This window comes from Candidatus Saccharibacteria bacterium (genome assembly GCA_016699895.1).
GTDB lineage: Bacteria > Patescibacteriota > Saccharimonadia > Saccharimonadales > Saccharimonadaceae.
Window position 1 is genome coordinate 717307 of record CP064991.1, and the last position, 24215, is coordinate 741521.

The window sequence follows — 24215 nt, forward strand, 5'->3', positions numbered from 1 at the left end:
ACTATCAGATCACAATGTCTTTTACTTCGTCTGATTTAAATCCTAAATAATCTGTTTGTCGTTTATATGAGTTATTGCCTGTCATAATCGGAACAAAACCAATTAGGTTTGGCTGGAAATTCACAAATGTAGCGGCGACTTCTGGCGTGACGTCCTTTTTGTAAATCTTATCAGACATGATGAAAAGTTTTTTATGTGCATACGAACGATCGGCCTCGACAAAACGCTCTAAATCACCAATAATCGCATCGAGTAGTTTAGGCGTAATACTGCGATTCGGCACCTCATAGGCAATCACATTTTCACCCAGTGTAGTAACATCACCGAGCGGCTGTATCTGCAAAACATTATCGATGTGACAGGCGCGCAGGAATCGCTGCTTTGCATCGCCATCCAGGTTATTGGTGATCAAACAATTCGGCTGATCACAGGTGGTTGTATGCATATCTATGATGAGATCTGGTTTCATAAACTCAACGTATCGCTGAATCTCCGCGGTTCGCGTCGCCTCATGAGAATCGCCCTGCGAACCATAGCTGCGGTTCAAATCTTCGTCAATATAACGCTTTTTCAACGCAAAAGCCTTTGGATTACCAATAATAAAATCGACATGCTCCAGTAGTGCTGAGCGCTTTTGTAGTAGGCGAGCGTACAGCTTCGTCCCGAGTAGCTCGTTACCATGTGTAGCACCAATAATGAGAATCTTCATAGATTTAGTATAGCATGTGGGCATAAAGGCCTGATACCATTCGCCACCTTGTTGATGTCAAAAATCGTACTCGAACCGTCTAACTTTGCGTGAAAAATAGCATAAAGTTGGCAACTTTCACGCAAAGTTGTTCCTACATCTGGCAGACTAGGGGTAAATGGAGTATAATAAAGCCATAATGACCTCAAAAGATACCTCTGAAAATATAACCTTCATATACGACGGGTCGATGAGCGACGGTAAAGTATATAAAACAACCAAAAGGCTGATTAATAATTCTTATATTCGCACTATGAGCCTAGAAGCTATAGATAAAACCACGCTCGAACTCGGTGTCAAAAACCCACACGAGCCAGCAGCGGAGGAGCTTAAGTTGCCAGAAGAGATTTTGGATGATATTAAGGCTATCGACAAGGAAGTGGCGGAGATTTTGGAGACAATTAGGCTATGAAAAAAGATATAACTATTTCATACCACACGTATGACCATAATGGTCGCGATACTTATTCTGTTCGTCGCACCGTTGATGCCAACAGTGGACTTCGCGAGAGTGCGACGTCGGTCATACAGGAATCTCTTGGGAAAACTAAGTATAATTGGCTGACAGAAGTCTATAAAGACCAGCAGATTATATTTTTTCTAAACAATAGCGGACACGACATATATCAAAATTTTGGAATCCAATACGGCATAAATAAGGACGGTTCTCTTAAATTCCTAACCGACTACAGTCCTCTTCGCTACAACTGGACATTGTCAGAACTAGAAGAATTGCGCGAGAACGGCTATATTGACGGCGACTTGGATCATATTACTATCGCAACGCCAGAGGGTCTTGGTGCGACTGGAGGCATATTGCCACAGGTGCTGGATGCTTTGATTTATATTGGTGGAGTATATGGCGGTATTCAAGCTATAAAATCACCGATTAAAGCGATACATGGTAAGGTAGTAGCCAAAAAATGGTCTAAAAATAACCTAAAAAGTCTCAGCCAAATAAGAGAACTGTTAGATATGAAATCTATTTGGCAAACCAGCGAAGTCAAAAAGAGGCTTGGCGTAAAAGAGGACCTCGCAATACGAATACTGACCAAACTAGGGTATGAACTTACTGGCGATAAATGGAAACTTGGTCAATCAGACGAGTCTTTGGCGCTGAGAAGTGCCTGGCTGGCGAAAGAAGTCGAAATAGAAAACACACAGAACGAGAGATTTTCGGAAGAGGTTGGTGAATAATTATGGCAGACCGAAAGACTATACCGCTGAGTCAACATCTAGGACTTACGCATGAACAGCTTGAGGAAATCGGCATCCTTGACGTTATCTTGGGAACTGACACGAAGCTGTTTATCGACCCGAAGCTTTTGGAGGGTAGCCAAACGCCAGAATTGCATGGTTCAAGGGATGATATAAAAAATTACTTCGGTGATCTCATTCGCATTCATAAACAGTCCGATAAGGTACCACGCCTGCAGCAAGAGGCTATCAATCGTATTGCAATTAAAGAGCCTAAAGGCTTGTCTATCGGCTATGGAGATAGTCGAGACAGCGGAACGGCTATAGCAGAATCTGTAGCGAAGCAATCACTTAGATCACTATCAGAAATAATTTTAGTTGGCGTAGAAGATGAAAGAGTCATGGAACTTCTCGGGCTTTTCATTGAAGGCTTTGGTCCGGACAGTATCAGTGATCTCGTTATTCATATTATTTACCCGAGATTATGCAAGGCAACTGAAAGAATAGCTAAGGATTTAGGCGTTTCGACTGAAAAATTCGAAATCAACAACGTAAAGTACCAGTTGCCAGCGCATCCATTCAAAAAGCACCAGCTTATATTTATACCGTACGATGTTGTGCGCGATTTGCCTTTGGCGACAGACTGGGAAGGAGTAATCGCCGCGGCACAATACAACTCGGCAATGCGACAGAGCTTTAATGAGATCGTTGGTGACGCCGTCAAAGAGTTTATCAAAGGTATAAAGAAAAATCCGTCGGTTCTAACGGGCAACAAAAGCAAGATGGAGACACTCATTAAGGTGTACGCAGATGCAGAGATTGAACCATACGACATCGTAACTGATCCTCTGTCGCAAAATAGAATTACCGAGTATGGCGCATCTTTGCCGAGCACCCTGGATACGACAGGACAAAAACCAACGAACCTTACGGCACTCATAAAACTCGTTAATGACAAAATCATTGAGCAATATAGACGATGTATCGAGCATAATGCAGGCAATACCCTGTTGTACAAAAGGAAAGGTCAGGCAGTTGACCCAACGCAGCCCGTGAAGGAAGACGCCGCTCAGACACTCTTTTTTCTAGTAGCAGATATTATTTGTGCTGCACACGACGTTCTTCTTGCCAGAGAGCCTAATGCCGGACAAGGTGCAGTAGATTTTAGTCTAGGAACTAGCTATTCTGATAAGGTTTTGGTTGAGATAAAAAAATCAACAAACGGTAAGCTACTAGATGGATATTCCAATCAGTTAAAGAGCTACATTGAAAATGAAAAAGCTGCCCACGCTTTCTATGTGGTCGTTGTGGTTAAAAAATCGAACAAAACCAACAGAACTTCACAGCTAAACGAACTCCAAAAAGAATACGCAAAAAATATTCGTGAAAAAAAGAAGTGCCCTACACTTGTTGTGATTGATGGGCTAATTCATGAGTCACCAAGCAAAAGGGATTCGCAATGAGATTCATAAAACGACTATTCCTTAAAATGGTAAAGCCTCAGGACATAAGAGCGCTCGACTATGCGTCGACATACAAAAGTCAATGGGGTGATGGCGGTGTCCCTGTAGAGACGTTCGAAAAGCAGTTTGATAAGGAGTTTCTGCAAAGCTTAGTTGAAAAAAAGTTTTTTATCATTGACGATGAATCCATAGGTATAAATGACTATACCCGAAAAGTTTATAATCTCACGCCCAAAGCCAGAGCGATAGCCAAAAAGCCAAAAGGTCCGCACGAAACTAGCTCGGATATATACAAACAGCTGTTCTGGTGGCTGATGGGCATTATAGGCGCAGTTGTCGCTGGATTGATATTGGCTAATGTGTTCGGAGTTGGAAAATGAAAACTGTAAAACTTGGCGACATTTACGAATTCAAGCCTAAAAAATCCGAGTAAAGACAAGGAATCACGGCAAGGATCTTGTTTCGTTCGCGCTGATAAAAATGAGCAAGACAAAGTGAAAGACAGTTGCAGACTAGGGTATTCTATCGCACCCCAACAAAGCCCTCAAACTGGTCAATTGTGAGCGTGTCCTCATTGCCGTCTTCGTACTTCGTTATCTGCCACACATCGTTAGTCTGTACTGGCAAGTAGAATATCTGTCTAGTTAGTTTAGAAGCCTGCCGGTAAGCCTTTTTCAACTCGTCAACCTTCGCCTTATACAAGCTGGCATCAAAGCCTGCTGGCATACCACTAGCCATGTTCGCACTCTTCACCTCGAAAATATGGATCCGGCCATCAGCACCTTTCATTACAAAATCAGGATACGAAGAGTGAAGTGCGCCCAGGTAGTATTCAAACTTGACATCGCTGTTGCCTACATAGTTCTTGCCCCACAGTAGCACATCTTTGCGAGCATCATCCCTCGGCATAAATTCCAAGTTACTCTCTTCATTGCCGACCTTTACACTAGCCACCACACCACTACTGGCGATGTCCTTGAGTATATCCGCCCAGTCTTCTTCGGCGGCACTATCAAAGGCAAACCGTGTTGCACCGTCTTGGCGTTTCCACGCCCAGTCTCGTATGTTCACGCTCTTATCGGTATTAGTGTAAAAGCTGGTTGCAGGGAAGCTTACTTCGGTTTCATTCACTTCCATACTGTCCGCATAGTCGTTTTCGTACTGGCTGTTTTCTGTTGATATACCATCTATGTTTCTGGCAGCTTTCCACCACTTGGAATAGTCAGTTGCGTATTCATCTACGAGTTCCTGTACATCATTGCCAGCATCTTCGTAGCTCCGCCATAGGTCAAATATACTTCTAGGGTCGGCAAGTTTATCCTGCTTACCAATTAGGTACTCCTCGATATTAAACCCTGTTTTATTCGTGAGTTTCTTCAATCTAGTAGTTTTTACCCGCAGCTCGTTACTCACCTCGTCACCTTGCAGCTTTACAGCAAACATCTTAGCTTGGTCTTCTGGTTCTACGCCCCATATCCATGCGGTAGTCGCCAGTGTTTGAGCTTCTTCACTTAGATCTTCATAGTCGATCAGGTGAGGGTTACGCCGCACACGCCCAATAACTTGCTCGTCTAGCTGCTTACTCTGACTATCACGAATCTGGTACAGCATACAGGCACGAGGGATGTCCCAGCCCTCGCTAATGGCGAGCTTGAAGATAATCACATCTATGGTTGAAGTGTTTTCTTTGGCATACTTTTTCCACTTATCTACTGGTAGTTTTTTAGCCTTCATCACATCGTTGGTGTCGCACTTTTTGTTGTCGTTGACTATCAGCATCCATTTCAAGTTGGTTTTATTGAGGGATGGCATTATCACATTGTCCAGCTCTTCATCGGCTTTGTCTTTGTTGCTTATCTGGATAATTAGGCAAGGGTTTACACCGAGCAGATTGCGATACTGCTCCTTCACCCCCTCAAACTGATCGATGGCGTCATCTAGGCTTGCACCATCTTCGCCCCACTCAACAGTTTTGATGAGTTTTGCTTGCACCGCCTCTTCGTTGGTTATCTCTACATCCGGGTACTGACCACGACTGAGTTTTGGTGTGGCACTCACATCTATAATGCGACTGATATAGTTCTCTGGAATGTCATCTAGGTTGTTAGTGGCAATGTGGCACTCGTCTTTTATCAGGATAATTTTCTTTTCGTGCCCCTCCAGCAAGCGTCCACCTGTGATGGTATTAAAGAAGTTCGTCAGCGAGCCTTGCATCAGCCGTCCGCCCTTTTTGTATAACGATAAGGGCAGGGAGTACACGTTGTACTCGGTGGGGATAAATAGCTGTTCTTCGCCACTAATCTCACTACTAATCAGGTAGGGGTTGAGGTGCGTGAATGTCGTGCCATAGCTCTCAAACTTTTCGTGGTTCTGCTGGGCTAGGTTGCCTTTGCTTAGGCTGCTCACCATAAACACCACATCCTTATCTTCAGCAAGCACTCGGTTCATGAAGTCCGCAATCATGTAGGTTTTGCCGCTACCAGTAGGGGCTTTGAACACCAGGCTTTTTTGCTTGCTGTGTTTGAGCAGGTTTATAAGCTTGTCTACGGCTTCGTGTTGTATGTTTTTGGCTTCTTGCAGCATCTACTTTTCCTCTAGGCGTTTCTGGGTCTGCTCAAAGTTTTTTGCTACCCACTCAACTTTTTCGTTTACGCCGAGCTTGGTTTGTCCATACAGCGTTTCGTCTATCACGTCAAAGGCGGTTTTGCCTTCAGTGGCTTCAAAGTTGGCTACTTCGGCGATGTCTACAGTAAGCAGGTTGTCGCCGAGTGGTTTGTTCTTTTCAAGCCACTTGAAGTTGTCCGTACCATCATAGTCCTTACCATCCATCACACGCTTCAGCCTGCGACTCGTTACGTCGTACGCGATACCGTTCGGGTTTTTGTCGGTGACTTCGTTGTTTGTCATGAGGATAAATTGCCTATTGCCATCATCTTCTTGGTTCATTTCTAGTACTGCTTGCCCAGTCGTACCACTACCAGCGAAGAAATCTAAAATAACCGAATCGTTGCTCTTCTCAGCTCTTTGTACAAGGTATTTAATGAGTTCTACTGGTTTTGGATTGTCAAATGGCTTTGTTCCAAAAATTGATTTTATAACAGCAGTGCCGTTTGTATTTCCCTTTACTAATTTTTGATCAAGTAGCATTGAGCTCGATACGATATTATCGGAGGCATATACTTTTTTATACACTTTCCATTGTCCGTTTTTATCTTTTTGAAATTTTAATTGGTCTCTTTCTTTTTCTACCTTATCTTTGCTCCATAGCCAAAATGCAACACCTCTCTCACCTGGTGGGTATATATCATTTCCATCGGGTGCTTTTATTGTATAGTCTAGGCTTTTTGAATATGTTAGTCCGCCGATATTCCATAAGCTGTCCCACTTGTAGTATCGTCCGCCTTCATCTTGAAGCGTATACTTTGTATCGGTATTCTCTTCGTCCTTCAATGTTTCACTATATTTATTTTTTGCATATACCATAACGAATTCATGCTGCATGTTGATATTGTCGTTATCGTATCCGCCAGTTAACTTGCTATGCCACACATACTCGCCGACAAAATTACTTTCGCCGAAAATTTCGTCAAAAAGCCCTTTAATATATGCATGATTTTTATCATCAATGGAGCAGAAGATAACACCGTTCTCACTCAGCAGCTGCTTAGCCAGCCACAGGCGAGGGTATAGCATACTTAGTAGGTTGTCTCGGCTTATAGCATTTTCGTAGTTGGTCTGGGCAAACTCACCCATGCTGTCTTTGCCATACGGTGGGTCAATGTAAATAACATCTATCTTGCCCTTGTATTCCACTAGCAGGTTAAGCAGAGCTGGGTAGTTGTCGCCAATGATAAGTTTGTGTGTGGTAGCGGCAGGGTCGGTTACGAAGCTAAGGTCTTCGTTTTTCTTGAAGTAAGAGATGGTGTTGCTGTGCTTTTCTAGCTTTTTGTCAAAATGAAAACCCGTACGGCGGTAGGTAGTGCCTAGCTCGGCTATTTTGATGGCTTCGTCTAGTGTGTCGGCGTTTTCTACCAGCTTCTTTAGGAGGTCGTAGTTGCTCGGCTCAAGTATTTTGTCCTCAACTCGTTGCTGTAAGTCTTTTAGTATTTCATCTTTGCCGACATAATCATTCATTTGCTATTTACCTCTCTCTTCGGAATATATTTTACCATAAAAATAGAGCCAGCCCTAAAGCACCAATCGCTGACAAATAGAGCATTGCAGTACTCTTACCAATAACAAACGGGTAGCAGGGGACAGTTTAGTACAAGTCTTGCTCTCGACCCGCAACCGACTAGTTCTCGAATTACTGGTATGGAGGTTTCTACTAAACAACCAACATTTATGTTATAATGTAAGCACGATTGCGGTTCTAGCGAAAGCTGGGCCGCTTTTTGTTTTTAAACGTTAGTTTATAGAAGGTATAGGAATTTAACACGAAAGGGTTATAATAATATGAGAGTGAAAAATGATAGACAACAAATAATCGTATTTATTGACGATTCTGGGGTTTTTGCTGACTCAGAAGCTGAGAGATTTTTTGTTTACGCCGGCTATGTACTAATTGGTAACTCACAGCGACTAGAGGCTCACAACAAATATAAAACTCTATCGGAGAATATTAAGGCATCCTTAGGACATAGGGGTGAGCTGAAAGCTGCAGCCCTTAGCAAATATAAAGCAAATAAATATAAGAATTCCCTAGTCAAAGTAATGGGTGACTACGAAAGCTTTGCATGTGTAGTCGATATACCAAGAATAGCAAGTGCAACTAAAGGAACAAAGTTAGACAAATATAGATATAAGGATTTTTGTATAAAAGTATCTCTCAAAAGAAAGCTGGAAGATATGATCAAAAGACATGTCATTGACCCCACGCAACCAGCAGATCTAAAGATATATATTGACGAACAACACACCGCAACTAACGGATTTTACGATCTTCAAGAATCTATCGTGAAAGAATATCTCCATGGTATGGGATCGAAGATGTTTGGAAACCATCATCCACCGATATTCATCACGAAAGATGTGTCTGTTTCGCTAAAATACTGCGATTCTTCTAAAAATTATCTAATGCAAGCAGCCGATTTACTAGCGAATAGGATACACGGAAGTTACCAGATGGTATTGCCAAAGCTTAGAGATATAAAGAAGATAACAATAATAAAATTCCCTACAGCTTGACTATGAGATACATATAATGATACAATCTGAGCACAGGCACTATATGTTGCACTGTAAACGGAACTAAACCGATCGGAAGATTAAGCGTATTGTAAATACGCCGGTAGCTCCGTACACCATCCTTAAAAAGATGGTGTTTTTATTTTATAATCATAATAGGTTATTTATGAAATAGGTATGCTTTCTGCTATAATCTAATATCATGACAAAGCACTCCTCTGCCAAACAGGCGGTCGTCGTCAATACTGACGCCAGTCCCAAAAATGACAATAGTACCAAGATCGAATCAGCTGCCATTTATGCGGCCCTAGTCAGTGGGGCGGTGGGCTTTCTCGTTAGCCTAGCGCTATTTTGGGACAGTACGACCGCATTATTCACGAAAGGCATCTCTATCGGTTTTGTAGCGTCGATTCTAGCCACCATAATCGCGCTAGTAACTTACTTGCTCGCTGACAGATCTGCCCGAAAAGCGTCCTCAAAACGCAAGCTGAGCGAGCATATCGGCACCTGGTCAATAGCAATAGTGCATGCGCTATTGATACTCCTGACCTACGCCCTGATATTTTTCATCGTCGGTCGGTCCTTTATCGGGGCAGAGATTGATCCGTTCGGTTCGTCAACTATAGTAGCATTGGCTACTGGTATGGCTGGCTACATCACGTATTTGTCGGCCGCGCAAATGAACTCTATGCGCATTGCCATTTTACTCGCCCTGTTCCTCGTTAGCGGCACTTTTATCAGCATGCTGAGCGCTAGCGATCCAAACTGGTGGTATGTACATTTTAGTTCGCTAGGCGCCGATAGCGGTGTCTCGAGCTATGCCTTTAACGGCACATTAATTATTGCCGGCGTAGCTATGGTCGGCCTGACCAAACATATTACCGACGATTTCAAAAAGTTACAGCACGAAAAGGGCCTGGCAAAACGCACCAAAACCAGAACGCTAGCCGTCTGCATCATCGGCATAGGCATTATGCTAGCATTAGTCGGTGCGTTCGTCTACAACGTCTTTCCGACGATCCATAATTTAGCGGCTGGCGGTATGGCAAGCTTCTTCTTGCTCATCATATTGGCTCTGCCATGGCTGACACCCGACTTTCCGAAAGCCTTTTTCGTCGCATCCTATGGCCTGTTCGCAGCATTACTGCTCGGTATGTGGCTCTATCAGACGGCAGGTTATTTCAACCTGACGATATTCGAGCTAGTGGCTGCCGCCATTATCTTTACCTGGCTCATCGTCTTCGTACGCTACATCGCTGCTATGCTAGAGGATCGTGATACTATCAATAGTGAAATAATACATGGAGGGCAACTATGAAAAAGTCTACTAACAAATCATCTCGAAAGTGGCTGTGGCCAACGATCATCTCAGTATCAGTGGTCATTCTCGGTATTGCAACAGGTGTCATATGCTGGGCTATAGGTAAAGCCCAAGAAGACAAGGAAAGTGGCATTAACAAGGACAAAGTTGTTATGATAGTCACCAGCCGCGGTGGCATGTGTTCAGATGGGCCCTGCGATCACAAGCGTTATTCGCTATACGAGGACGGCAGGTTCGAAGACCATGAGAATCTCACAAAAACAGAGGTGGCACGTATCAAAAACATTGTTTCAAAATCAAGTTTTAGCACCATGAGCGCACCCGAGGACGAGCGTCAATGCGACTCCTACGTCGATGGTGAGGACGTTGTCCTGATCTTTCCAACTATCTACGGCGATCGACAGTTCGTACCCTGTGAAATGCTATCCGATAAAGAGTATGGTAGTCTGGTCTATGCCGATATAACCTATGTCTTGTCTCTCAGCGTACTCGTCGATAGTAATTATTATGACTTTAATAATAGCGGGCTAAACTACGGTCCATCAATCGTCTACTAAAATGTCGAAATTGCATTTTAAATACGGCGCCATGAACAGTGGCAAGAGCGACACGCTGATCAAGACTGCCTACAATTACGAGGAGCGTGGACTAGGCGTTGTCGTCATTAAACCTAGCATCGACACGAAAGGGGACCGACGAATCGTAGCGCGTGGTGGTCACCAGCGCCCTGCTGACATCCTGGCTGGTCCGAAAACCAATCTGCGTCAAGCCGTGACACGTCTAGCGAATAAGAAACCAATTAATTGTATATTGATCGACGAGGCGCAATTTTTGACACAAGGGCAGGTGAGCCAGCTCTTCTCTATCGCCAAAGACGACAACATCTCGGTCATCGCCTTTGGTTTACGTGCCGATTTCCGAAACCGAATGTTTCCCGGGAGCCAGCGTTTATTTGAAATTGCCGATAATATCGAAAAGTTACCGACCATGTGTCGCTGCGGTTCGCAGGCCGAGTTCAATACTCGTAAAATAAATGGTACATACGTCTTTGACGGCGATCAAGTCGCCATTGATGGGGAAGCCAAGGTCACCTACGACTCCCTGTGCGGCCCCTGTTATATCAGAGAAGGTGGCGTGATCTAATCGTCGCCCTACCCCTGTTACACCTCTGGTAATAACCCTACTCGTACCCCTGTTAGCCATAGTGCTATCTATTTGGTTGATTAACAGTAGTACATAGCCAGTTTTACAGAGGTAATTTGCTAGTAAAAACAGCTGAAACGCCGCATAGCTGGCAAAAGCCGTCATAACGTCATAAACGTCACAAAAGGTGCATAAACATTGTAAATTTGTCATAAATAGCAACGCGGGGAGCGCGGGCCGGGAATTAATGACCCAATTAATTAAAGCAGGGCGCCGGGTCCGGTTTTGGCCGCCAAACAAGCATAATGGGGATGAATACATAATCATCTTTGTTCGTAATGCTTGATGTCGTACAATATATCTTTTACGACACCACAGAAGTAGTTCCGGATGAATCGATGTTCAACTGGCAGATTCAGGCTCAAACTGCTAAACGTCTCTATGTGACTAAAAATATGCTTTTATTCCCCCGGGTGAGTGCCTACGTTTTTTAATAATTGTATGTAATAATTATTGCCGAGAATATTATGTGAGGTTTATTTTTAGATCTTTATGACATAGCGCACTAGAAGACCCCCGCGAGGTTCCGGCTAGTTGATCTGTAGCTAAATTTACAATCAGCTATTTATTTGCATTTTATTAATAATTATTATTTAATTAGTTTTCCACAGCTACGTCGCGCAAGTGAGGCAGTTGTTTGACAATTTGACTTTTTATTATATTATTCTATAACCTGCCTTGCCCCACTCTCCCCTCCCCGCTTCTGTTCGACTTTAATTTGACTTTTGATAATTCTGGTTGTTTTATATGAAAATATCTTTATTCCACCTCTGTTATGGCGCCAGTAGAAGAGTGGGGAGTTTGCAAAATTTTACAATATTTAGAGGAGGTAGTTTAGAGCCAGTAGCCCTTGCCCGCTATCCGCACATCCACATAACTCGGATTAATATGACTGGAGTCAATGAACTTCACCATCGCCACAATGTCGGCACCCTGTGAGGTCGGGTCGCGGTCGATCTGGGCTTTGAACGGGTATGCCCTGCCCTCTAGGTAAAACTCCACGTATCTGATCGCGCCAGACGGAATCACTACGCGCTTGACGTTTCCCCCGCCCTGTTTAGCAATTTCTGCGGTGGTTTGGCCAATAAAACTAAGGAATCTAGAGGACGTAATGGCGTCACCCTCAACAGAGGCGCCGCTCTTGTCAGCAATGGCGACACTAGGTTGCTCGAAAAAGTTCTTTGTAAATACCACGCCATTGCCATCAACGTAGCTAGTCGTGCCGCCCGTCACCCATTTAGCCACCGGCTGGCGGAATGTGAACTTTAATTTACCGATTAACAGATTTGACTGAACGATCTCAACCGATTCAATCTCTGGCGCCTGACCGGCCAAATAACTATTGAGATTGTCACTGCGCCGTGCAAAACTGAACCGCTCGAACGGGTTTTTTGACATATAGTCATCAACCAGCTTTTTATACGTCGCGGCGTCACTGCTGCTCAGCGAAGTAGCATTACTGGTGATGTCGGTAAATGAACCGCTAAACTGCGATATTAGGATCAACCCGAGAACCGAGACGGTCATGACGATCATCAGCATATAACCTAGTCGGCGACGCCAGCTCCTGAGATCGCGCTCGCGCTGGCGATCAGTCTTTTTATCATGATCAACCGCTCGGAAAGTGTTCAGCGTCGCACCACTTTTGAACGTGCTATTTTGTTCCTGCGGGGTACGAAACTCCGTGCTATAGCGACCTTGGCGACCACTCATTTTAGTATCTTTGCTAGAAGGTTTCATTTCTGCGCTACCTCTAGAATCATGCCGACCATATCGTCGAGAGCATTGGCACGCGTAAATTGCTCTAGATTATGTCCCAGCGTATTTCGTAGCTCCGGGGACGCTAACAAGCTCCTGATCGCCTCTAGGAGGATTTCCGGCTGTTTGTCAGCCTGGCGTTGATCGATCACGATACCAGCCTGAGCTTTGGCGTAGACGCTGGCATTTTTGGTCTGGTGGTCGCCGGCCAGGTGCGGGCTCGGCACAATAACTACCGGTAAACCAATCGTCGCGAACTCCGCTAACGCCGTAGCGCCAGCGCGCGTCACCGCAATATCTGCCGCCGCCAGCGCCACGATGAAATCATCCGTCATAAACTCGACGACTTTGAATTTGTTGTCTGATCTAGTTTTGATCGAGTCGGCTTTGCCCTTGCCAGCAAGTAACAAGATCTGAGCATTGTGTTTCGTTAATTCAGGTGCTATCGCCGCCACCATCCGGTTCAGCGCGTTCGCGCCACCACCACCACCAACAGCTAGGACCAGTGGCAAAGTAGCATCAAAACCTAGCTGAGTTTTCGCGGCTGACTTTTCGCTAGCAGTAAATCTCCTGATCTCGTCACGAACTGGTATACCAATATAGGTGGTGCGACTACCGGGATAATTAGGATAGTTTTCGACCGGCGCGCCAGTGCCAATTTTGGTGGCATATCGTGCCAAAAACCGGTTAGTCAGTCCTGGCACAGTATCGGAATCATGAATAACCAGTGGAATGCGGAGCCAATGCGCCGCTAGTCCGACCGGCAAACAGACAAAACCGCCTTTACAAAATACCACATCAGGTCGCCAGACAATTAATTTACAAAAGCTCTGGACAAAGCCCGCGATAATCTTGAACACATCAATCAGATTTCGAAGATGAGTTTTAAACAGATGGTATTTTAAATGCTGCATCAACGTCAAATTAGCATAGCGCCGCAGTTTGCCGCTAGCAATCGCATCGACTCTAACATTGCCGCCTAGCATTTCGCGCAGACGACCAGCAAAACGACGATCACACCACACACGCAATTCGGCGTCGGGTGCCTGTTCGTGCAATTTAGCGCAAACGGCTACGATCGGCGTAACGTGACCGCCCGAACCGCCGCCCACTGACAGGATTCGCATCCTCGCTGCTCCCTTCTGCTTTAACTTTGCGATGCATGGTATAATGCGATATAGCAAAAACCAAACCGAGACTAGTCATAATAAACAGCATCGACGTACCACCGATACTAACGAGCGGTAACGTGATACCAGTCAGCGGAATCAGATGTGTCATAGCACCGATATTTAAGACTACGTGCGCCGCGATCCAGCTAAACACGCCAGCCACGATCAAACGTAAGTAAATATTCTCGATATAATCAACCTTGGAAATAATCTGCCTGAGTAGCAGCCCGAACAAGGCGATAATCACTAGCAATCCCAAAAAGCCCAGCGATTCACCTAAAACCGCAAAGATTGAGTCGTGAATTGCCTCCGGTAGCCACCCAAAGGCCTGGACTGACTGCCCCAAACCTCTACCCGTTAGTCCGCCCGAGCCTAGGGCGATCATCGCCTGGTTGATGTGGTAATCGGCCGTGGCATCACCCTGGCCAAAGAACGTCGCGATCCTGGCCATACGATGTGGTGCCACGATAATCGATAGAACCGCTAGGCCTGCGCCAGCGCCGAGAATGGCCATGAGTTTGCGCGTCTCGAGACCCGCCACGATCAACTGAACCAAAACAATCGCAGCTAGCGAGATACTGGTTCCGAGATCTTTTTGCATGATAGCCAGCACGAACAGAGACGCCAACGTTACCACGCCGAGCGGCAACAGTGTTTTGCGATAGGAATTCAGCTCACCACGCGCACAGCGAATTGCTAGGAATCCAGCGGTAAATAACACCGTGCCAAATTTCAAAAACTCAGCCGGCTGGAATGTTCCTAGGCCCCCCAGGCTAATCCAACGACAAGCGCCGAGTGTACAATAGGCCGGCGGTATCTTGAGCGCTCCCATAATCGGCACCATAAAACAGATGATGAGGGCTACGACAAAGAACTTGGAGCCGTGCCGTCGCCAGAAATCAAGCGGTACTCGGCTCGCGACAAAGAACGAAACTAGCCCAGCGACCAGGAACATGCCTTGTTTCAACATGAATTTAGTCGAGGCGTCGTTGTCTCCGCCGGTCAGTGCTGGCGTGATCGAAAACAAGATCACCACGCCAATAAAGGACAACACGATCATCAACACGACCATCAAATAATCGGGGCGATGTTTGCGAGTCAATTTGAGATCGCCCGCCGTGTCAAACAGCGTTGATTTGATCTCGGCCGCTGCTAATTTATTACGACGACTGTCGCTAGGACGATTATTTATTTGAGCCCAATTGCTCATTAGACATTTCCCCCACCTAACGCAATGATGATGCCGAGAATGCCAACGATGTTTCCAACGACCCAAAAACGCATCGTGACTTTGGTTTCAGGCCAACCTTTGGCCTCGAAATGATGGTGTAATGGCGCTGCTAGAAAGACTTTTTTACCAGCGCGTAATCGCTTGCTCGCCTGTTGAATGATAACCGATCCTGCCTCGACCACAAACATCAAACCGATAATTGGTAATAGAAATAGCGAATTTGTTAGCATTGCCACCACACCTAGGGTTACACCGAGTGCGAACGATCCGACATCACCCATGAAAAAGCGCGCTGGATAGACGTTGAACCATAGATACGACAACAACGCGCCGACGATCGTCATACAGAACGCCGCTAGGCCAAACTGTTGTTGCATAACGGCGATAATTGCGAACATGACGAACGCCGAAGCCGCCAAACCGCCGGCTAGACCATCTAACCCATCACTAATGTTAACAGCATTTCCAGTCGCGACCACGACAAAGGCAAAGACCGGCACGATCCAGACGCCGAGATCCCATGGACCGATGAACGGAATATGCACCGTCGTAAAGCCCAGCTTTTGCCAAAAGAACCAACCGAGTAGCAAACCAACAATCGTCACCATGGTGAATTTCACTGGCGCCCTGAGACCAGCTACCCCACCGTTAGAACGGAGATTCAATATATCATCAATGAGACCTATAACTGCTCCAGCGATGAGCGCCGCCAGCGGCAGCCAAGTCTGCGGTCGACTAAAATTAAATATCAACGTCGTCACCGCGATGGCGATCACAAACACTAGGCCAGCCATAGTCGGGATGCGACGCGCGATCTTGCGTGCATGCAATTTTGAGATGACTTCGAGCACCTTGCCGTCGAGCGTGACGGTCTTTTGCTTTTTCCAGAACTTGTACCGATAGGCAAAATACGTATAAACCGGTGTCAAAATCATGGCCATAATAAAAGCCGAGCCACCGAGGAGTAAGATCCGTAGCATCGCCTGCGCTAGTTGGTCTAGAGCTTCATTCATGGTTTGGTAATCCCTTCATATTGAGCGAGCCAGTTGCTCATTTTGGTAAAGACTGGATTTGCGGCTACCGAGCCAGCAAAGCCTTGTTTACCACTGTATTCGATCCTGACCATTATAACATATTGAGCGTTACCATCTTTGTCAGCGCCGAAACCAATCGTCGTACCAGTCGTGCGGTCCTTTGAATAGGTTTTGGTTGCGTCATCGTAGATCTGAGCCGTACCCGTTTTTGATCCAACATAGTAGCCGCCATCAGCCGTCGGCCAACTGCCCCGTCTGGCTTCGAACATCATTTTACGAATGTTGCTGCTCGCGCTGTCGCTGATCACATTATCTGACACAACTTTCGACTGATTGGCGGTTTCTTTGCCGTCCTGATCCAGGGTGCCATCGATCAGCGTCGGTTGGTAATACGTTCCGCCGTTGACTGTCGCCGAGAACGCCGCCGCCATTTGCACCATCGTCACCGACACACCCTGACCAAAGGTCATGTTGGCGTAGCGAACTTTGTTGCCCTGCACATTGTCCGGTGAAAAGATCGTACCGCCGACTTCGCCCGGCTGCTCCACCCCAGTTTTTTGCCCAAAGCGGTATTTGTCGTGGAAATACTCATACATCGTCTGCCGCGCGGCCTTCGTAATATCGCCACCACCAATCTGTTGTAGTTGCCACATGACACCGGTATTGAGCGAATATTGCAACACTTTGGTCATAGTAAATGTCCGCCCAGTGAACTTTTCATCACCTTCGGCATTACAGATCTTTGCATCATCAATCTGCATACAATTCGGATCAGTAAAAGTGGTATCCGGATTGATTGTGCCGAGGTCTAACGACATCGAGGTAGTCATCGCCTTCATGACAGAACCAGGTTCAAACGCATAGCTAACGGCATGATTCTGGAAAGCTGTCGCGTCAGTCACTTTGGTATAATTGCTCGGGTCAAAATCTGGATAGTTCGCCATCGCCACAATATGACCGTTGTTTGGATCCATCACGATGATACTGCCGCTATCGCTATTCACGTTGTTGAGACCTTCTTGCAAGATCGATTCGGCTTGCGCCTGGACGCTACGATCAATCGTCAACACATAGTCGGTGCCGTCTTTGGCTGGGATACTGACATCGTGGACACCAATCGTCAGCGGAATTCTACGCACATCCGTCACCGATTGCAATAGACCAGCTTCGCCCGTTAGCTCGGTATTGAGATATTGTTCGAGGCCGTACTGCCCCTCCCCGTCGGCGTTCACAAAGCCGAGCACCTGGTTAGCTAGTTTACCTTCGGTATAAACTCGGCGGCTGCTCGACTGGAGACCGACACCAGCCAGATCGGCTTCTTGGATCTTTTCCGCCTGAGAGTGCGTGATTTGACGTGCTAGCACTACATACTGCAGAGTTGTGCTGGTTAGTTTGTCGAAATTAGCCTCGATCATTTGATCGCCCGCCACATCGGTGACTAGTTTTTCTACCTTTTTGACGTCCTTTACCTGTGTCGGATCGGCAAACACGGTGTAAACAGTCTGGTTCAGGACGAGTGGAACAATTTCGCCGTTTTGATCCTTGGCGTAGAGCTGCCCACGCTCTGGATTGATGGTCCGTTTACTAATCTGCATCTGATTAGCTTTGGCTAGGAACTCTTCGTGATTGATGACCTGGATATAAAATAATCGCACTAAAAAGATCGCTAAAACCAAAAATAGACCGATCGTCAGTCGGCTGGCGCGCGATAATTTTTCAGACTGGTTGGTCATGTTTTGATTCTACTCCGATTGTTGGATGTCAGTTGGAGTCGTCATGGCGGCTGCCACGCTACTACTCTCGACACGGGCAATTGATTGTAAACGAGCATTTTCAATTTTGAGATCATCTCGTTCAGCGGCGAGCTGTGTTTTCTTTTCATCGATGGCGTTCATTTCGTAGCCAAACGCGCTCGTTTTCGTCAGCTGCGTTAGATACAACAAGCCTAGGAATGCGGTCAGCAAGACAATCATGACAGTATTTGCGACCGGACCGAGGCGACGCGCAGATTGAAAAGATGTTAGGTTCTGATTCCGACCCCAGCCGGCAGCCGGCATAGTGCCACGTCCGCGAGTCGAGATAAATTGTGTTCGTTGGTTTGTCATTGTTGTTTTTCGTTTTCCTTTTATTTATACGTGGATGTTTGCGCCTGTTACCCTACCCTCGCAAAGATCCGCGTGTAAATTTGTTTATCATGTTTGTTTTTGTAACGGAACCGGGCGAGACCTCGACCGTATAGGGTCGAGGCTCGCTTTTGGTCTCGCGCCTTATTTGTGGCGGACCACAATTTTCTGTGCGCGTGACTTGTTTACGACTTGAATTGGCATAAGCAAGTCCTTTCTTTTTAATTATTTATCTTTGCTGCGGCTCGTAATTTTGCACTACGAGCGCGCGGATTGTAAACATCATCAGTGCCGGCAATTGGATGCTTGGTTAGGACTGTCAGATCTGCCTCCAAACCGGAATTTGTTTGCTCTCTCAGGAAGTTTTTCACCAATCGATCCTCGAGACTATGGAAACTGATCACCGCCAGTCGCCCGCCTGGAGCTAGGAGCTTGATGAGTAGCGGCAATGTCCGCTCAATCTGACCTAGTTCGTCATTGGTTTCGATCCGTAGAGCTTGGAAGGTGCGTGTCGCGGGATGGATTTTGCCCCGCCGCGGCAAGGTTTCGGCGATGAGATCAGCTAGTTCGGTCGTTGTCACAATCGGCTGTTTAGAGCGTTTGATGACAATGGCTCGAGCGATCCGATGCGCCCTTGTCGGTGGTTCTTCCCCGTAATGACGAATTATCTGACTGAGTTCTTTTTCCGAATAGTGATTCACGATAGTTGCAGCAGATGTATCTTGCGATTGATCCATGCGCATATCGAGATCCGATTCCAGACGGAAACTGAATCCGCGCTCCGCACGATCGAGCTGCGGAGAGCTAACACCGAGATCCAACAAGATCATATCGAACTGCCGATTCTCGGTAACTAATGTTTGACTAGCTTCCAAGAAATCGCTATGTATCAGCCTAGCTCCCTGTTGCCCTAGTGACTCTAGCTGACCGATCGCAAAGGCGTCTCGATCCACCAGTGTCGCCAAGTTCGCAGAACCTATGCGAGCAATTACCGCCTGGGCATGACCGCCGTAACCGGCCGTCAGATCCAGATAGCTTTCGCCCTTTCCCGGATGCAACAAATCTAGTGTCGCATCGAGCAAGACTGGAATATGGAGTTGTTGTGGTGTTGTCATATTCTTTTTTACGGAGGCCACCTATTCGGCAATCAGTATTTATGTTCTGATTGTTTGTTTTAGATTTTCAAGATGTTTACTCTGTCGTCAGATGACGATAGTGTAACCATATGAGAGACTTATGTGTGAGGTGGAGTTTTTCCTTAGGTCTATGTTGCCATAAACCGAAGTGCGGCAATCCGTTCGAGCTGGCGATTGCTTTCCAGCTGATTGCCGAGTAGTTGGCCTCTATAACTGTTAAGGTGCTTGTTATAATCTATCCAGCGTTTAGCGCCGCATAGACCATTTGATTAGTCGGGTTTGGCGCTGAGCCGCCAATATCGGCCAGCTCGGACAGCCACGATTTCACGATCGATCCCAGCGTACTCTAGCTGATGCGCCTCGAGGGTGATTCTACCCTGTTTAGCGTCGAGCTCAGTTTCGACTTTGCCGGTACGAAACTGGACGTTGAGGTCGGCCACTCGCTCATCAAGGATATCTCCCTGGAGCGCTGCTTCCATATCTTCGTCCCATACTGATTTTTGGTATAGGTGGAGATAGGCGCCGAAACCGCGTGTGATCACGATGCCACCCGAGAACTCGGTGCGCAGCTCAGACGGGACAGTTAGTCGTCGTTTGTCGTCTAGCTTTCGCTCAAAGTAATCGATTTTGGTCATCGCCCTTTCCCGTTAAGTTATTTGGTGTGGTTCAGTGGTTTTTGTTTCATTCATTTGCCACTGGACTTATTATACTACCCACAACCACCCACATGCAAGCCCTTTTTGATACATTTTACCCACTTTTTATGACAAAATTACAGCAAAGCTGTGGATAAGTGCCCTATTTTGGCTATTTCTATCTGGTATAAGTAAAGAAGGCCATTATCATGTTTGGCCCACGAAAATAGTAGAATTATCTCACGAGAAATAGATTTTCATGATTGATCGAGCCACCGCATCTGGATCATGTCGAATCAACGTTCGCCTATAGGCAATCGGATCTTTTTTGTTCGGATTTTGCCATATTTCACCAGCTAAGAGCTCGGCGCCTTTGACGCGGTAATGCTGTTGTTTCAGAGCAATTGCATCAATTTCCACTGGCAACTCGCCGTCGGCCGCATACTTTTCTAGCAAGCTTTTCGACGGTTGATGGACATTATATATGACATAGTCGAGGAACTCTCCACCGGCCAATCGTTCGATTTCAGACGCAAAATCATGTACGGCGAACCCTTCGGTTTGCCCGGGCTTGGTTACGAGATTACAGACATAAGCCTTGCGCGCCGATGTTTCGCACAGCGCCTTGCCAATACCCGGAGTCGCGAGAACCGGCGCTAACGAACAATATAGATTTCCCGGTGCTATGACAACCAAATCAGCTTCCTCGATCGCCTTGATCGCCTGTGGATTAGCCCGCACGCGACCGCCGCTAGTCTTCGCTACCATAATTTTTGGTCGGCGCGATTCACCAAAATGCTGCTTTTCGATTTCTGACTGACCACGATAAACCTGGCGACCCAGTTTAGCGCTCATGACAACACTATCTAGCGTCACTGGCACAACTTTGCCATCAACCCGCAACACTTCCTCGGCCAGATCGATGGCCGAGATAAAACTACCGGTCATCTTTTCGAGTGCCGTGAGAAACAAATTGCCAAAAGCATGCCCAGCTAGACTGCCCTCGTCAAACCGATAATTAAACAGTTCGCGAGCACGCGGTGAACTACTGAGCGCCACCAGACACTGTCTGACGTCTCCCGGCGGCAACACACCCAGCTCATCACGTAGCTGACCAGTCGATCCACCATCATCCGCCATATTAACGAGTGCCGTAATATCCGTCGCGTAATTTTTCAGCCCAGACAACACCACAAACGAACCCGTGCCACCACCGATCACGACTATATTCGCACCTACCTTATTAACTTCCATAATAAACCCTCTCCCCTGTTATTCGTCACCCTTGAGGAGCTTCTTGCCCTTGATCTCGTATCGCAGACCCGTTAGATCGCTCGTCATATAGTCGTCATTTAATAGGCTGACGAATGTATCAACATCACGACCATCGAGGATGATAATCGCTCCATCATCTGCCGTCATCAGATCGAGTGCCATGTTTTCACTATATTCCACGATCTCCTCTTGAGTTTTAGTGCCGAGCTCCAAATTCTGTAATTTGTTGATCGATTTCGCTCGACCTGCAATCAAAGTATTCAGGTCTTGACCCTCTGGGAAATTCAATTGATAACGATCAAGAATTTGTTCGACTTTTTTGTCGGCAATTGCCTGTTTTTTGTAACTATAGCTAAATATCGCCTCAAATTTCTTCGGATTAAAAGCGAAAATTTGTTCGTCGACTACCAATACTTGATTATCGGTCGCTATTTTAAACGCTGCCGCCGGTTCGAGCGCTGCCATTTTTCCGTCCTGACCAATCTGCCAGGCATTACGCTCGCTGAGCGAACTCGACCCAGTTACCTGTTTGATGACATAAAAAGGCGTGGAATTTTTATGCGAAAAACGCGCTATGATCATTTTGATCGTTTTGAATTCGTGATCATATTCGTTAAAGGTTTCGATGGCACTACGTGATGTTTCGATCTGGTCAAGTACCATCTTGGCATTCGCCACACGCTCGCGAGTTGACCACAGTAATACGCCAGCCTCGGCTTCGCTCTCCTCGAATGGTCGCGGCTCTAGGCCGAGTCCCGCGCCCTTTTCAACTTCGTTTAAAATTTCTAGCAAAAAGACTGGTGCCACTTGCGGCTTGAGTCCATCCGACATCGGCAGATGATAGACCGTGTATCGTTTATTAACGAGAAAGAATTCGACGTCAAATTCCTTTTTTAGGTGTCCGGCCTTGTTAGCCCACTCAAAAATATCCACTGGTTTGGTAGTTTGTTGTTCGTACATATGTAACAATTATACTACATATCGCTGTTGACACTCGAAACGCCACGAACTTTTTGCTCGCGGGCACGATTCGCCCACTCGTCCGCCAGTTCGTTCAATTCGGTCCCGACGTGACCGCGCACCCAGATCAATTTGGCTCGTGAATTTTGGTATTCAGCCAGCAATGGTTTAACGATGTCGAGGTTTTTGATCTCGCCGGACTTTTTCTTCCAGCCGTTTGCCGCCCAATTGGGCGCCCATTTAGTCAGCACATTGATCCAAAACTCGCTATCCGAATAGATTTCGCAGGCCTCGCCCACCGCGTCCTGCATGGCCGCGAGTAGCGCCAAGCCTTCCATGCGAATATTTGTCGTTTCGACCGGTTCGACCTCTCCACCCATCAACCACGGTTGACCGTTTTTGATGACGGCAAAACCGCCTGGGCCAGGATTTGGGCTAGCGCTACCGTCGGTGTAATACGTTATCATGGTTTCTATTCTAGCATCCTAGCCCAGTATCCGCCTAACGTAAATGATGGCGGTTCTGGAGATAGTGCGATCGTAGCAATTTAGATCGCCGCTTTTTCTTTGCACTAGGGCGTCGTGGTCGTGATTCGGCGATATAGATACCGAGTAGTATCAGTAATGCTCCAGCAACTAGCTCTAGCGACAATTTCTCACCCAGTACAATAATTGGCAAAGCAATCGCCAGTAGCGTCTCTAGATATGATAACCCGCCCGACACTGTTGAACCCATTCGCTGATAGGCTACAATCCATAGCGACCTCGAGGCAAACGATACGACAAAGGCGCTATACGCAATGCCGACCCAGCCCAGTAGTGACAAGTTGGCAGTTTGGCTAATAATTGCGCCGGGACCGCTCTCGATGAGAGACAACACTAACGCAACGACCGCTGTGACGAGTGACGCTAGGCCTGCATAGACTGCAAAAGTTACACCGTTATCGTTCGCTTTGCGCTGGTAAATAATCGATATAGGAGAAGTAACGCAGTTGATCAGCACCAAAACCGTGGCCAGCGGGTAAAACACTGACGCGGCCGAACCCTCAAAAATAGCCGGTACTGCGACCACCAATAGGCCACCAATCGCCGCTAACGTAATACCCGCCACCGCCCTGCGTCCGACCTTTTCTTTGATAATTTTACTCGATATAATTACTAGAATAATTGGAGACAACAGAGATATGATTGAAGTATAACTGGCCGTGCTGTATTCAATCGCTTTGTAAAAAACAATTAAACTAATCGCCGTACAGGTTACCGATATGGCGAGATTAAAGGCGTTCTTTTTGATGATTTTCCAGTGTCGCAACAGGAACAGAACGACCACCGGCAAAAATATCACGAATGTCATGGCTAATTTTAGGAATGTGAATGTCGTACTGTTGATTTCGCCCAGGGTGCTCTTGATAATGGTGCCATTCGGCGCACCAATTACTACCGACAAAAAACCTATCAGCAACCACTTGTTATATTTCGTTTTCTTGTTCGTCATTGTTACTAACTAAAGATTAGCTTATGGTTATATTTTACTACACCAGTTAAAAGAGGTCAAATATTGCGTTTCGCAGGCGATACTGCTATAATTTATCACGCTATGCACCCGTAGCTCAGCTGCCTAGGCGTATGCCGGTTATCATGACCAGCGTTGCTCTATCCAGCTGTATAAAGGCGAAGGGTGTGAAATATGAGCACCCGTAGCTCAGCTGGATAGAGCGTTTGCTTGCGGAGCAAAAGGTCGTACGTTCGAATCGTATCGGGTGTACCATAGAA

General features: G+C 46.4%; 23 protein-coding genes and 1 tRNA gene. 9 read left to right on the forward strand and 15 right to left on the reverse strand.

What is annotated here, in order from left to right; translation table 11 throughout:
- Positions 1 to 4 precede the first annotated feature (4 nt).
- Positions 5 to 709 (reverse strand): succinylglutamate desuccinylase/aspartoacylase family protein, encoded by a 705-nt coding sequence (locus IPL44_03850; GenBank protein QQS17402.1) that lies wholly within the window; start codon positions 707 to 709, stop codon positions 5 to 7.
- Between the two features lie 178 nt (positions 710 to 887).
- On the opposite strand from IPL44_03850, the gene IPL44_03855 reads away from it, so the two are divergent.
- The 4 genes from IPL44_03855 to IPL44_03870 are packed head-to-tail and all read left to right on the forward strand — an operon-like array spanning position 888 to position 3788.
- Entirely contained in the window at positions 888 to 1160 is a 273-nt protein-coding gene (locus IPL44_03855; protein QQS17403.1) for a hypothetical protein, read from the forward strand.
- Positions 1157 to 1945, forward strand: a complete 789-nt coding sequence (locus tag IPL44_03860) for a hypothetical protein (protein ID QQS17404.1) — start codon at positions 1157 to 1159, stop codon at positions 1943 to 1945. Before IPL44_03855 ends, IPL44_03860 begins: the two co-directional genes overlap by 4 nt.
- 2 nt (positions 1946 to 1947) lie before the next feature.
- Positions 1948 to 3408 carry a hypothetical protein gene (locus tag IPL44_03865; GenBank protein ID QQS17405.1) on the forward strand — a complete coding sequence of 487 codons (1461 nt, stop codon included), beginning with the start codon at positions 1948 to 1950 and terminating at the stop codon, positions 3406 to 3408.
- A complete protein-coding gene (locus IPL44_03870) occupies positions 3405 to 3788 on the forward strand; it encodes a hypothetical protein (protein QQS17406.1) in 384 nt (127 codons plus the stop codon). The genes IPL44_03865 and IPL44_03870 overlap by 4 nt, the downstream gene beginning before the upstream one ends.
- A 142-nt stretch (positions 3789 to 3930) precedes the next feature.
- Here IPL44_03870 and IPL44_03875 read toward each other — a convergent pair whose 3' ends face one another.
- Positions 3931 to 5991 carry a DEAD/DEAH box helicase family protein gene (locus tag IPL44_03875; GenBank protein ID QQS17407.1) on the reverse strand — a complete coding sequence of 687 codons (2061 nt, stop codon included), beginning with the start codon at positions 5989 to 5991 and terminating at the stop codon, positions 3931 to 3933.
- Positions 5992 to 7542 carry a site-specific DNA-methyltransferase gene (locus IPL44_03880; GenBank protein QQS17408.1) on the reverse strand — a complete coding sequence of 517 codons (1551 nt, stop codon included), beginning with the start codon at positions 7540 to 7542 and terminating at the stop codon, positions 5992 to 5994.
- A 321-nt stretch (positions 7543 to 7863) separates the two neighbouring features.
- On the opposite strand from IPL44_03880, the gene IPL44_03885 reads away from it, so the two are divergent.
- The 4 genes from IPL44_03885 to IPL44_03900 all read left to right on the forward strand — a co-directional run bounded on the left by IPL44_03885 (position 7864) and on the right by IPL44_03900 (position 11059).
- Complete coding sequence (locus IPL44_03885) at positions 7864 to 8595, forward strand: DUF3800 domain-containing protein (GenBank protein QQS17409.1); 732 nt, start codon at positions 7864 to 7866, stop codon at positions 8593 to 8595.
- Positions 8596 to 8797: 202 nt separating this feature from the next.
- Positions 8798 to 9913: a hypothetical protein gene (locus IPL44_03890; protein ID QQS17410.1), complete on the forward strand. Its 1116-nt coding sequence runs from the start codon at positions 8798 to 8800 to the stop codon at positions 9911 to 9913.
- Complete coding sequence (locus IPL44_03895; GenBank protein ID QQS17411.1) at positions 9910 to 10473, forward strand: hypothetical protein; 564 nt, start codon at positions 9910 to 9912, stop codon at positions 10471 to 10473. Before IPL44_03890 ends, IPL44_03895 begins: the two co-directional genes overlap by 4 nt.
- A 1-nt stretch (position 10474) precedes the next feature.
- Positions 10475 to 11059 carry a thymidine kinase gene (locus IPL44_03900; protein ID QQS17412.1) on the forward strand — a complete coding sequence of 195 codons (585 nt, stop codon included), beginning with the start codon at positions 10475 to 10477 and terminating at the stop codon, positions 11057 to 11059.
- Positions 11060 to 11953: 894 nt separating this feature from the next.
- Here the strand turns inward: IPL44_03900 and IPL44_03905 are convergent.
- From IPL44_03905 to IPL44_03960, 12 genes are all read right to left on the reverse strand, one after another.
- Entirely contained in the window at positions 11954 to 12859 is a 906-nt protein-coding gene (locus IPL44_03905; GenBank protein QQS17413.1) for a hypothetical protein, read from the reverse strand.
- A complete protein-coding gene (locus IPL44_03910) occupies positions 12856 to 14004 on the reverse strand; it encodes a glycosyltransferase (GenBank protein QQS17414.1) in 1149 nt (382 codons plus the stop codon). The genes IPL44_03905 and IPL44_03910 overlap by 4 nt, the downstream gene beginning before the upstream one ends.
- Complete coding sequence (locus tag IPL44_03915; protein QQS17415.1) at positions 13937 to 15259, reverse strand: cell division protein FtsW; 1323 nt, start codon at positions 15257 to 15259, stop codon at positions 13937 to 13939. The genes IPL44_03910 and IPL44_03915 overlap by 68 nt, the downstream gene beginning before the upstream one ends.
- Complete coding sequence (gene mraY / locus IPL44_03920; protein QQS17416.1) at positions 15259 to 16293, reverse strand: phospho-N-acetylmuramoyl-pentapeptide-transferase; 1035 nt, start codon at positions 16291 to 16293, stop codon at positions 15259 to 15261. Before mraY ends, IPL44_03915 begins: the two co-directional genes overlap by 1 nt.
- Positions 16290 to 18047, reverse strand: coding sequence for a penicillin-binding protein 2 (locus tag IPL44_03925; GenBank protein ID QQS17417.1), 1758 nt, complete (start codon positions 18045 to 18047; stop codon positions 16290 to 16292). The genes mraY and IPL44_03925 overlap by 4 nt, the downstream gene beginning before the upstream one ends.
- A gap of 9 nt (positions 18048 to 18056) precedes the next feature.
- Positions 18057 to 18419 carry a hypothetical protein gene (locus IPL44_03930; protein QQS17418.1) on the reverse strand — a complete coding sequence of 121 codons (363 nt, stop codon included), beginning with the start codon at positions 18417 to 18419 and terminating at the stop codon, positions 18057 to 18059.
- A gap of 239 nt (positions 18420 to 18658) precedes the next feature.
- A complete protein-coding gene (rsmH, locus tag IPL44_03935; protein QQS17419.1) occupies positions 18659 to 19552 on the reverse strand; it encodes a 16S rRNA (cytosine(1402)-N(4))-methyltransferase RsmH in 894 nt (297 codons plus the stop codon).
- Between the two features lie 290 nt (positions 19553 to 19842).
- Positions 19843 to 20208, reverse strand: a complete 366-nt coding sequence (locus IPL44_03940) for a hypothetical protein (GenBank protein QQS17420.1) — start codon at positions 20206 to 20208, stop codon at positions 19843 to 19845.
- A 240-nt stretch (positions 20209 to 20448) separates the two neighbouring features.
- A complete protein-coding gene (locus tag IPL44_03945) occupies positions 20449 to 21462 on the reverse strand; it encodes a YvcK family protein (protein QQS17421.1) in 1014 nt (337 codons plus the stop codon).
- 18 nt (positions 21463 to 21480) lie between these two features.
- Complete coding sequence (locus IPL44_03950; protein QQS17422.1) at positions 21481 to 22443, reverse strand: DUF4868 domain-containing protein; 963 nt, start codon at positions 22441 to 22443, stop codon at positions 21481 to 21483.
- A 14-nt stretch (positions 22444 to 22457) separates the two neighbouring features.
- A complete protein-coding gene (locus IPL44_03955) occupies positions 22458 to 22910 on the reverse strand; it encodes a ribonuclease HI (protein QQS17423.1) in 453 nt (150 codons plus the stop codon).
- Positions 22911 to 22944: 34 nt separating this feature from the next.
- Entirely contained in the window at positions 22945 to 23937 is a 993-nt protein-coding gene (locus IPL44_03960; GenBank protein ID QQS17424.1) for a DMT family transporter, read from the reverse strand.
- 196 nt (positions 23938 to 24133) lie between these two features.
- Between IPL44_03960 and IPL44_03965 the strand changes: the two genes are divergently transcribed.
- A tRNA-Arg gene (locus IPL44_03965) sits at positions 24134 to 24210 on the forward strand.
- The last annotated feature ends 5 nt before the right edge of the window (positions 24211 to 24215 follow it).

Excerpts from the sequence above, each read along its gene's own strand:
- IPL44_03960 (QQS17424.1), bottom strand. The coding sequence starts at position 23,937 with ATGACGAACAAGAAAACGAAATATAACAAGTGGTTGCTGATAGGTTTT.
- IPL44_03915 (QQS17415.1), bottom strand. The coding sequence starts at position 15,259 with ATGAGCAATTGGGCTCAAATAAATAATCGTCCTAGCGACAGTCGTCGT.
- mraY (QQS17416.1), bottom strand. The coding sequence starts at position 16,293 with ATGAATGAAGCTCTAGACCAACTAGCGCAGGCGATGCTACGGATCTTA.
- IPL44_03900 (QQS17412.1), top strand. The coding sequence starts at position 10,475 with ATGTCGAAATTGCATTTTAAATACGGCGCCATGAACAGTGGCAAGAGC.
- IPL44_03945 (QQS17421.1), bottom strand. The coding sequence starts at position 21,462 with ATGGAAGTTAATAAGGTAGGTGCGAATATAGTCGTGATCGGTGGTGGC.
- IPL44_03875 (QQS17407.1), bottom strand. The coding sequence starts at position 5,991 with ATGCTGCAAGAAGCCAAAAACATACAACACGAAGCCGTAGACAAGCTT.
- IPL44_03895 (QQS17411.1), top strand. The coding sequence starts at position 9,910 with ATGAAAAAGTCTACTAACAAATCATCTCGAAAGTGGCTGTGGCCAACG.
- IPL44_03905 (QQS17413.1), bottom strand. The coding sequence starts at position 12,859 with ATGAAACCTTCTAGCAAAGATACTAAAATGAGTGGTCGCCAAGGTCGC.
- IPL44_03925 (QQS17417.1), bottom strand. The coding sequence starts at position 18,047 with ATGACCAACCAGTCTGAAAAATTATCGCGCGCCAGCCGACTGACGATC.
- IPL44_03870 (QQS17406.1), top strand. The coding sequence starts at position 3,405 with ATGAGATTCATAAAACGACTATTCCTTAAAATGGTAAAGCCTCAGGAC.
- IPL44_03890 (QQS17410.1), top strand. The coding sequence starts at position 8,798 with ATGACAAAGCACTCCTCTGCCAAACAGGCGGTCGTCGTCAATACTGAC.
- IPL44_03910 (QQS17414.1), bottom strand. The coding sequence starts at position 14,004 with ATGCGAATCCTGTCAGTGGGCGGCGGTTCGGGCGGTCACGTTACGCCG.
- rsmH (QQS17419.1), bottom strand. The coding sequence starts at position 19,552 with ATGACAACACCACAACAACTCCATATTCCAGTCTTGCTCGATGCGACA.
- IPL44_03955 (QQS17423.1), bottom strand. The coding sequence starts at position 22,910 with ATGATAACGTATTACACCGACGGTAGCGCTAGCCCAAATCCTGGCCCA.
- IPL44_03880 (QQS17408.1), bottom strand. The coding sequence starts at position 7,542 with ATGAATGATTATGTCGGCAAAGATGAAATACTAAAAGACTTACAGCAA.
- IPL44_03930 (QQS17418.1), bottom strand. The coding sequence starts at position 18,419 with ATGACAAACCAACGAACACAATTTATCTCGACTCGCGGACGTGGCACT.
- IPL44_03885 (QQS17409.1), top strand. The coding sequence starts at position 7,864 with ATGAGAGTGAAAAATGATAGACAACAAATAATCGTATTTATTGACGAT.
- IPL44_03850 (QQS17402.1), bottom strand. The coding sequence starts at position 709 with ATGAAGATTCTCATTATTGGTGCTACACATGGTAACGAGCTACTCGGG.
- IPL44_03940 (QQS17420.1), bottom strand. The coding sequence starts at position 20,208 with ATGACCAAAATCGATTACTTTGAGCGAAAGCTAGACGACAAACGACGA.
- IPL44_03860 (QQS17404.1), top strand. The coding sequence starts at position 1,157 with ATGAAAAAAGATATAACTATTTCATACCACACGTATGACCATAATGGT.
- IPL44_03865 (QQS17405.1), top strand. The coding sequence starts at position 1,948 with ATGGCAGACCGAAAGACTATACCGCTGAGTCAACATCTAGGACTTACG.
- IPL44_03950 (QQS17422.1), bottom strand. The coding sequence starts at position 22,443 with ATGTACGAACAACAAACTACCAAACCAGTGGATATTTTTGAGTGGGCT.
- IPL44_03855 (QQS17403.1), top strand. The coding sequence starts at position 888 with ATGACCTCAAAAGATACCTCTGAAAATATAACCTTCATATACGACGGG.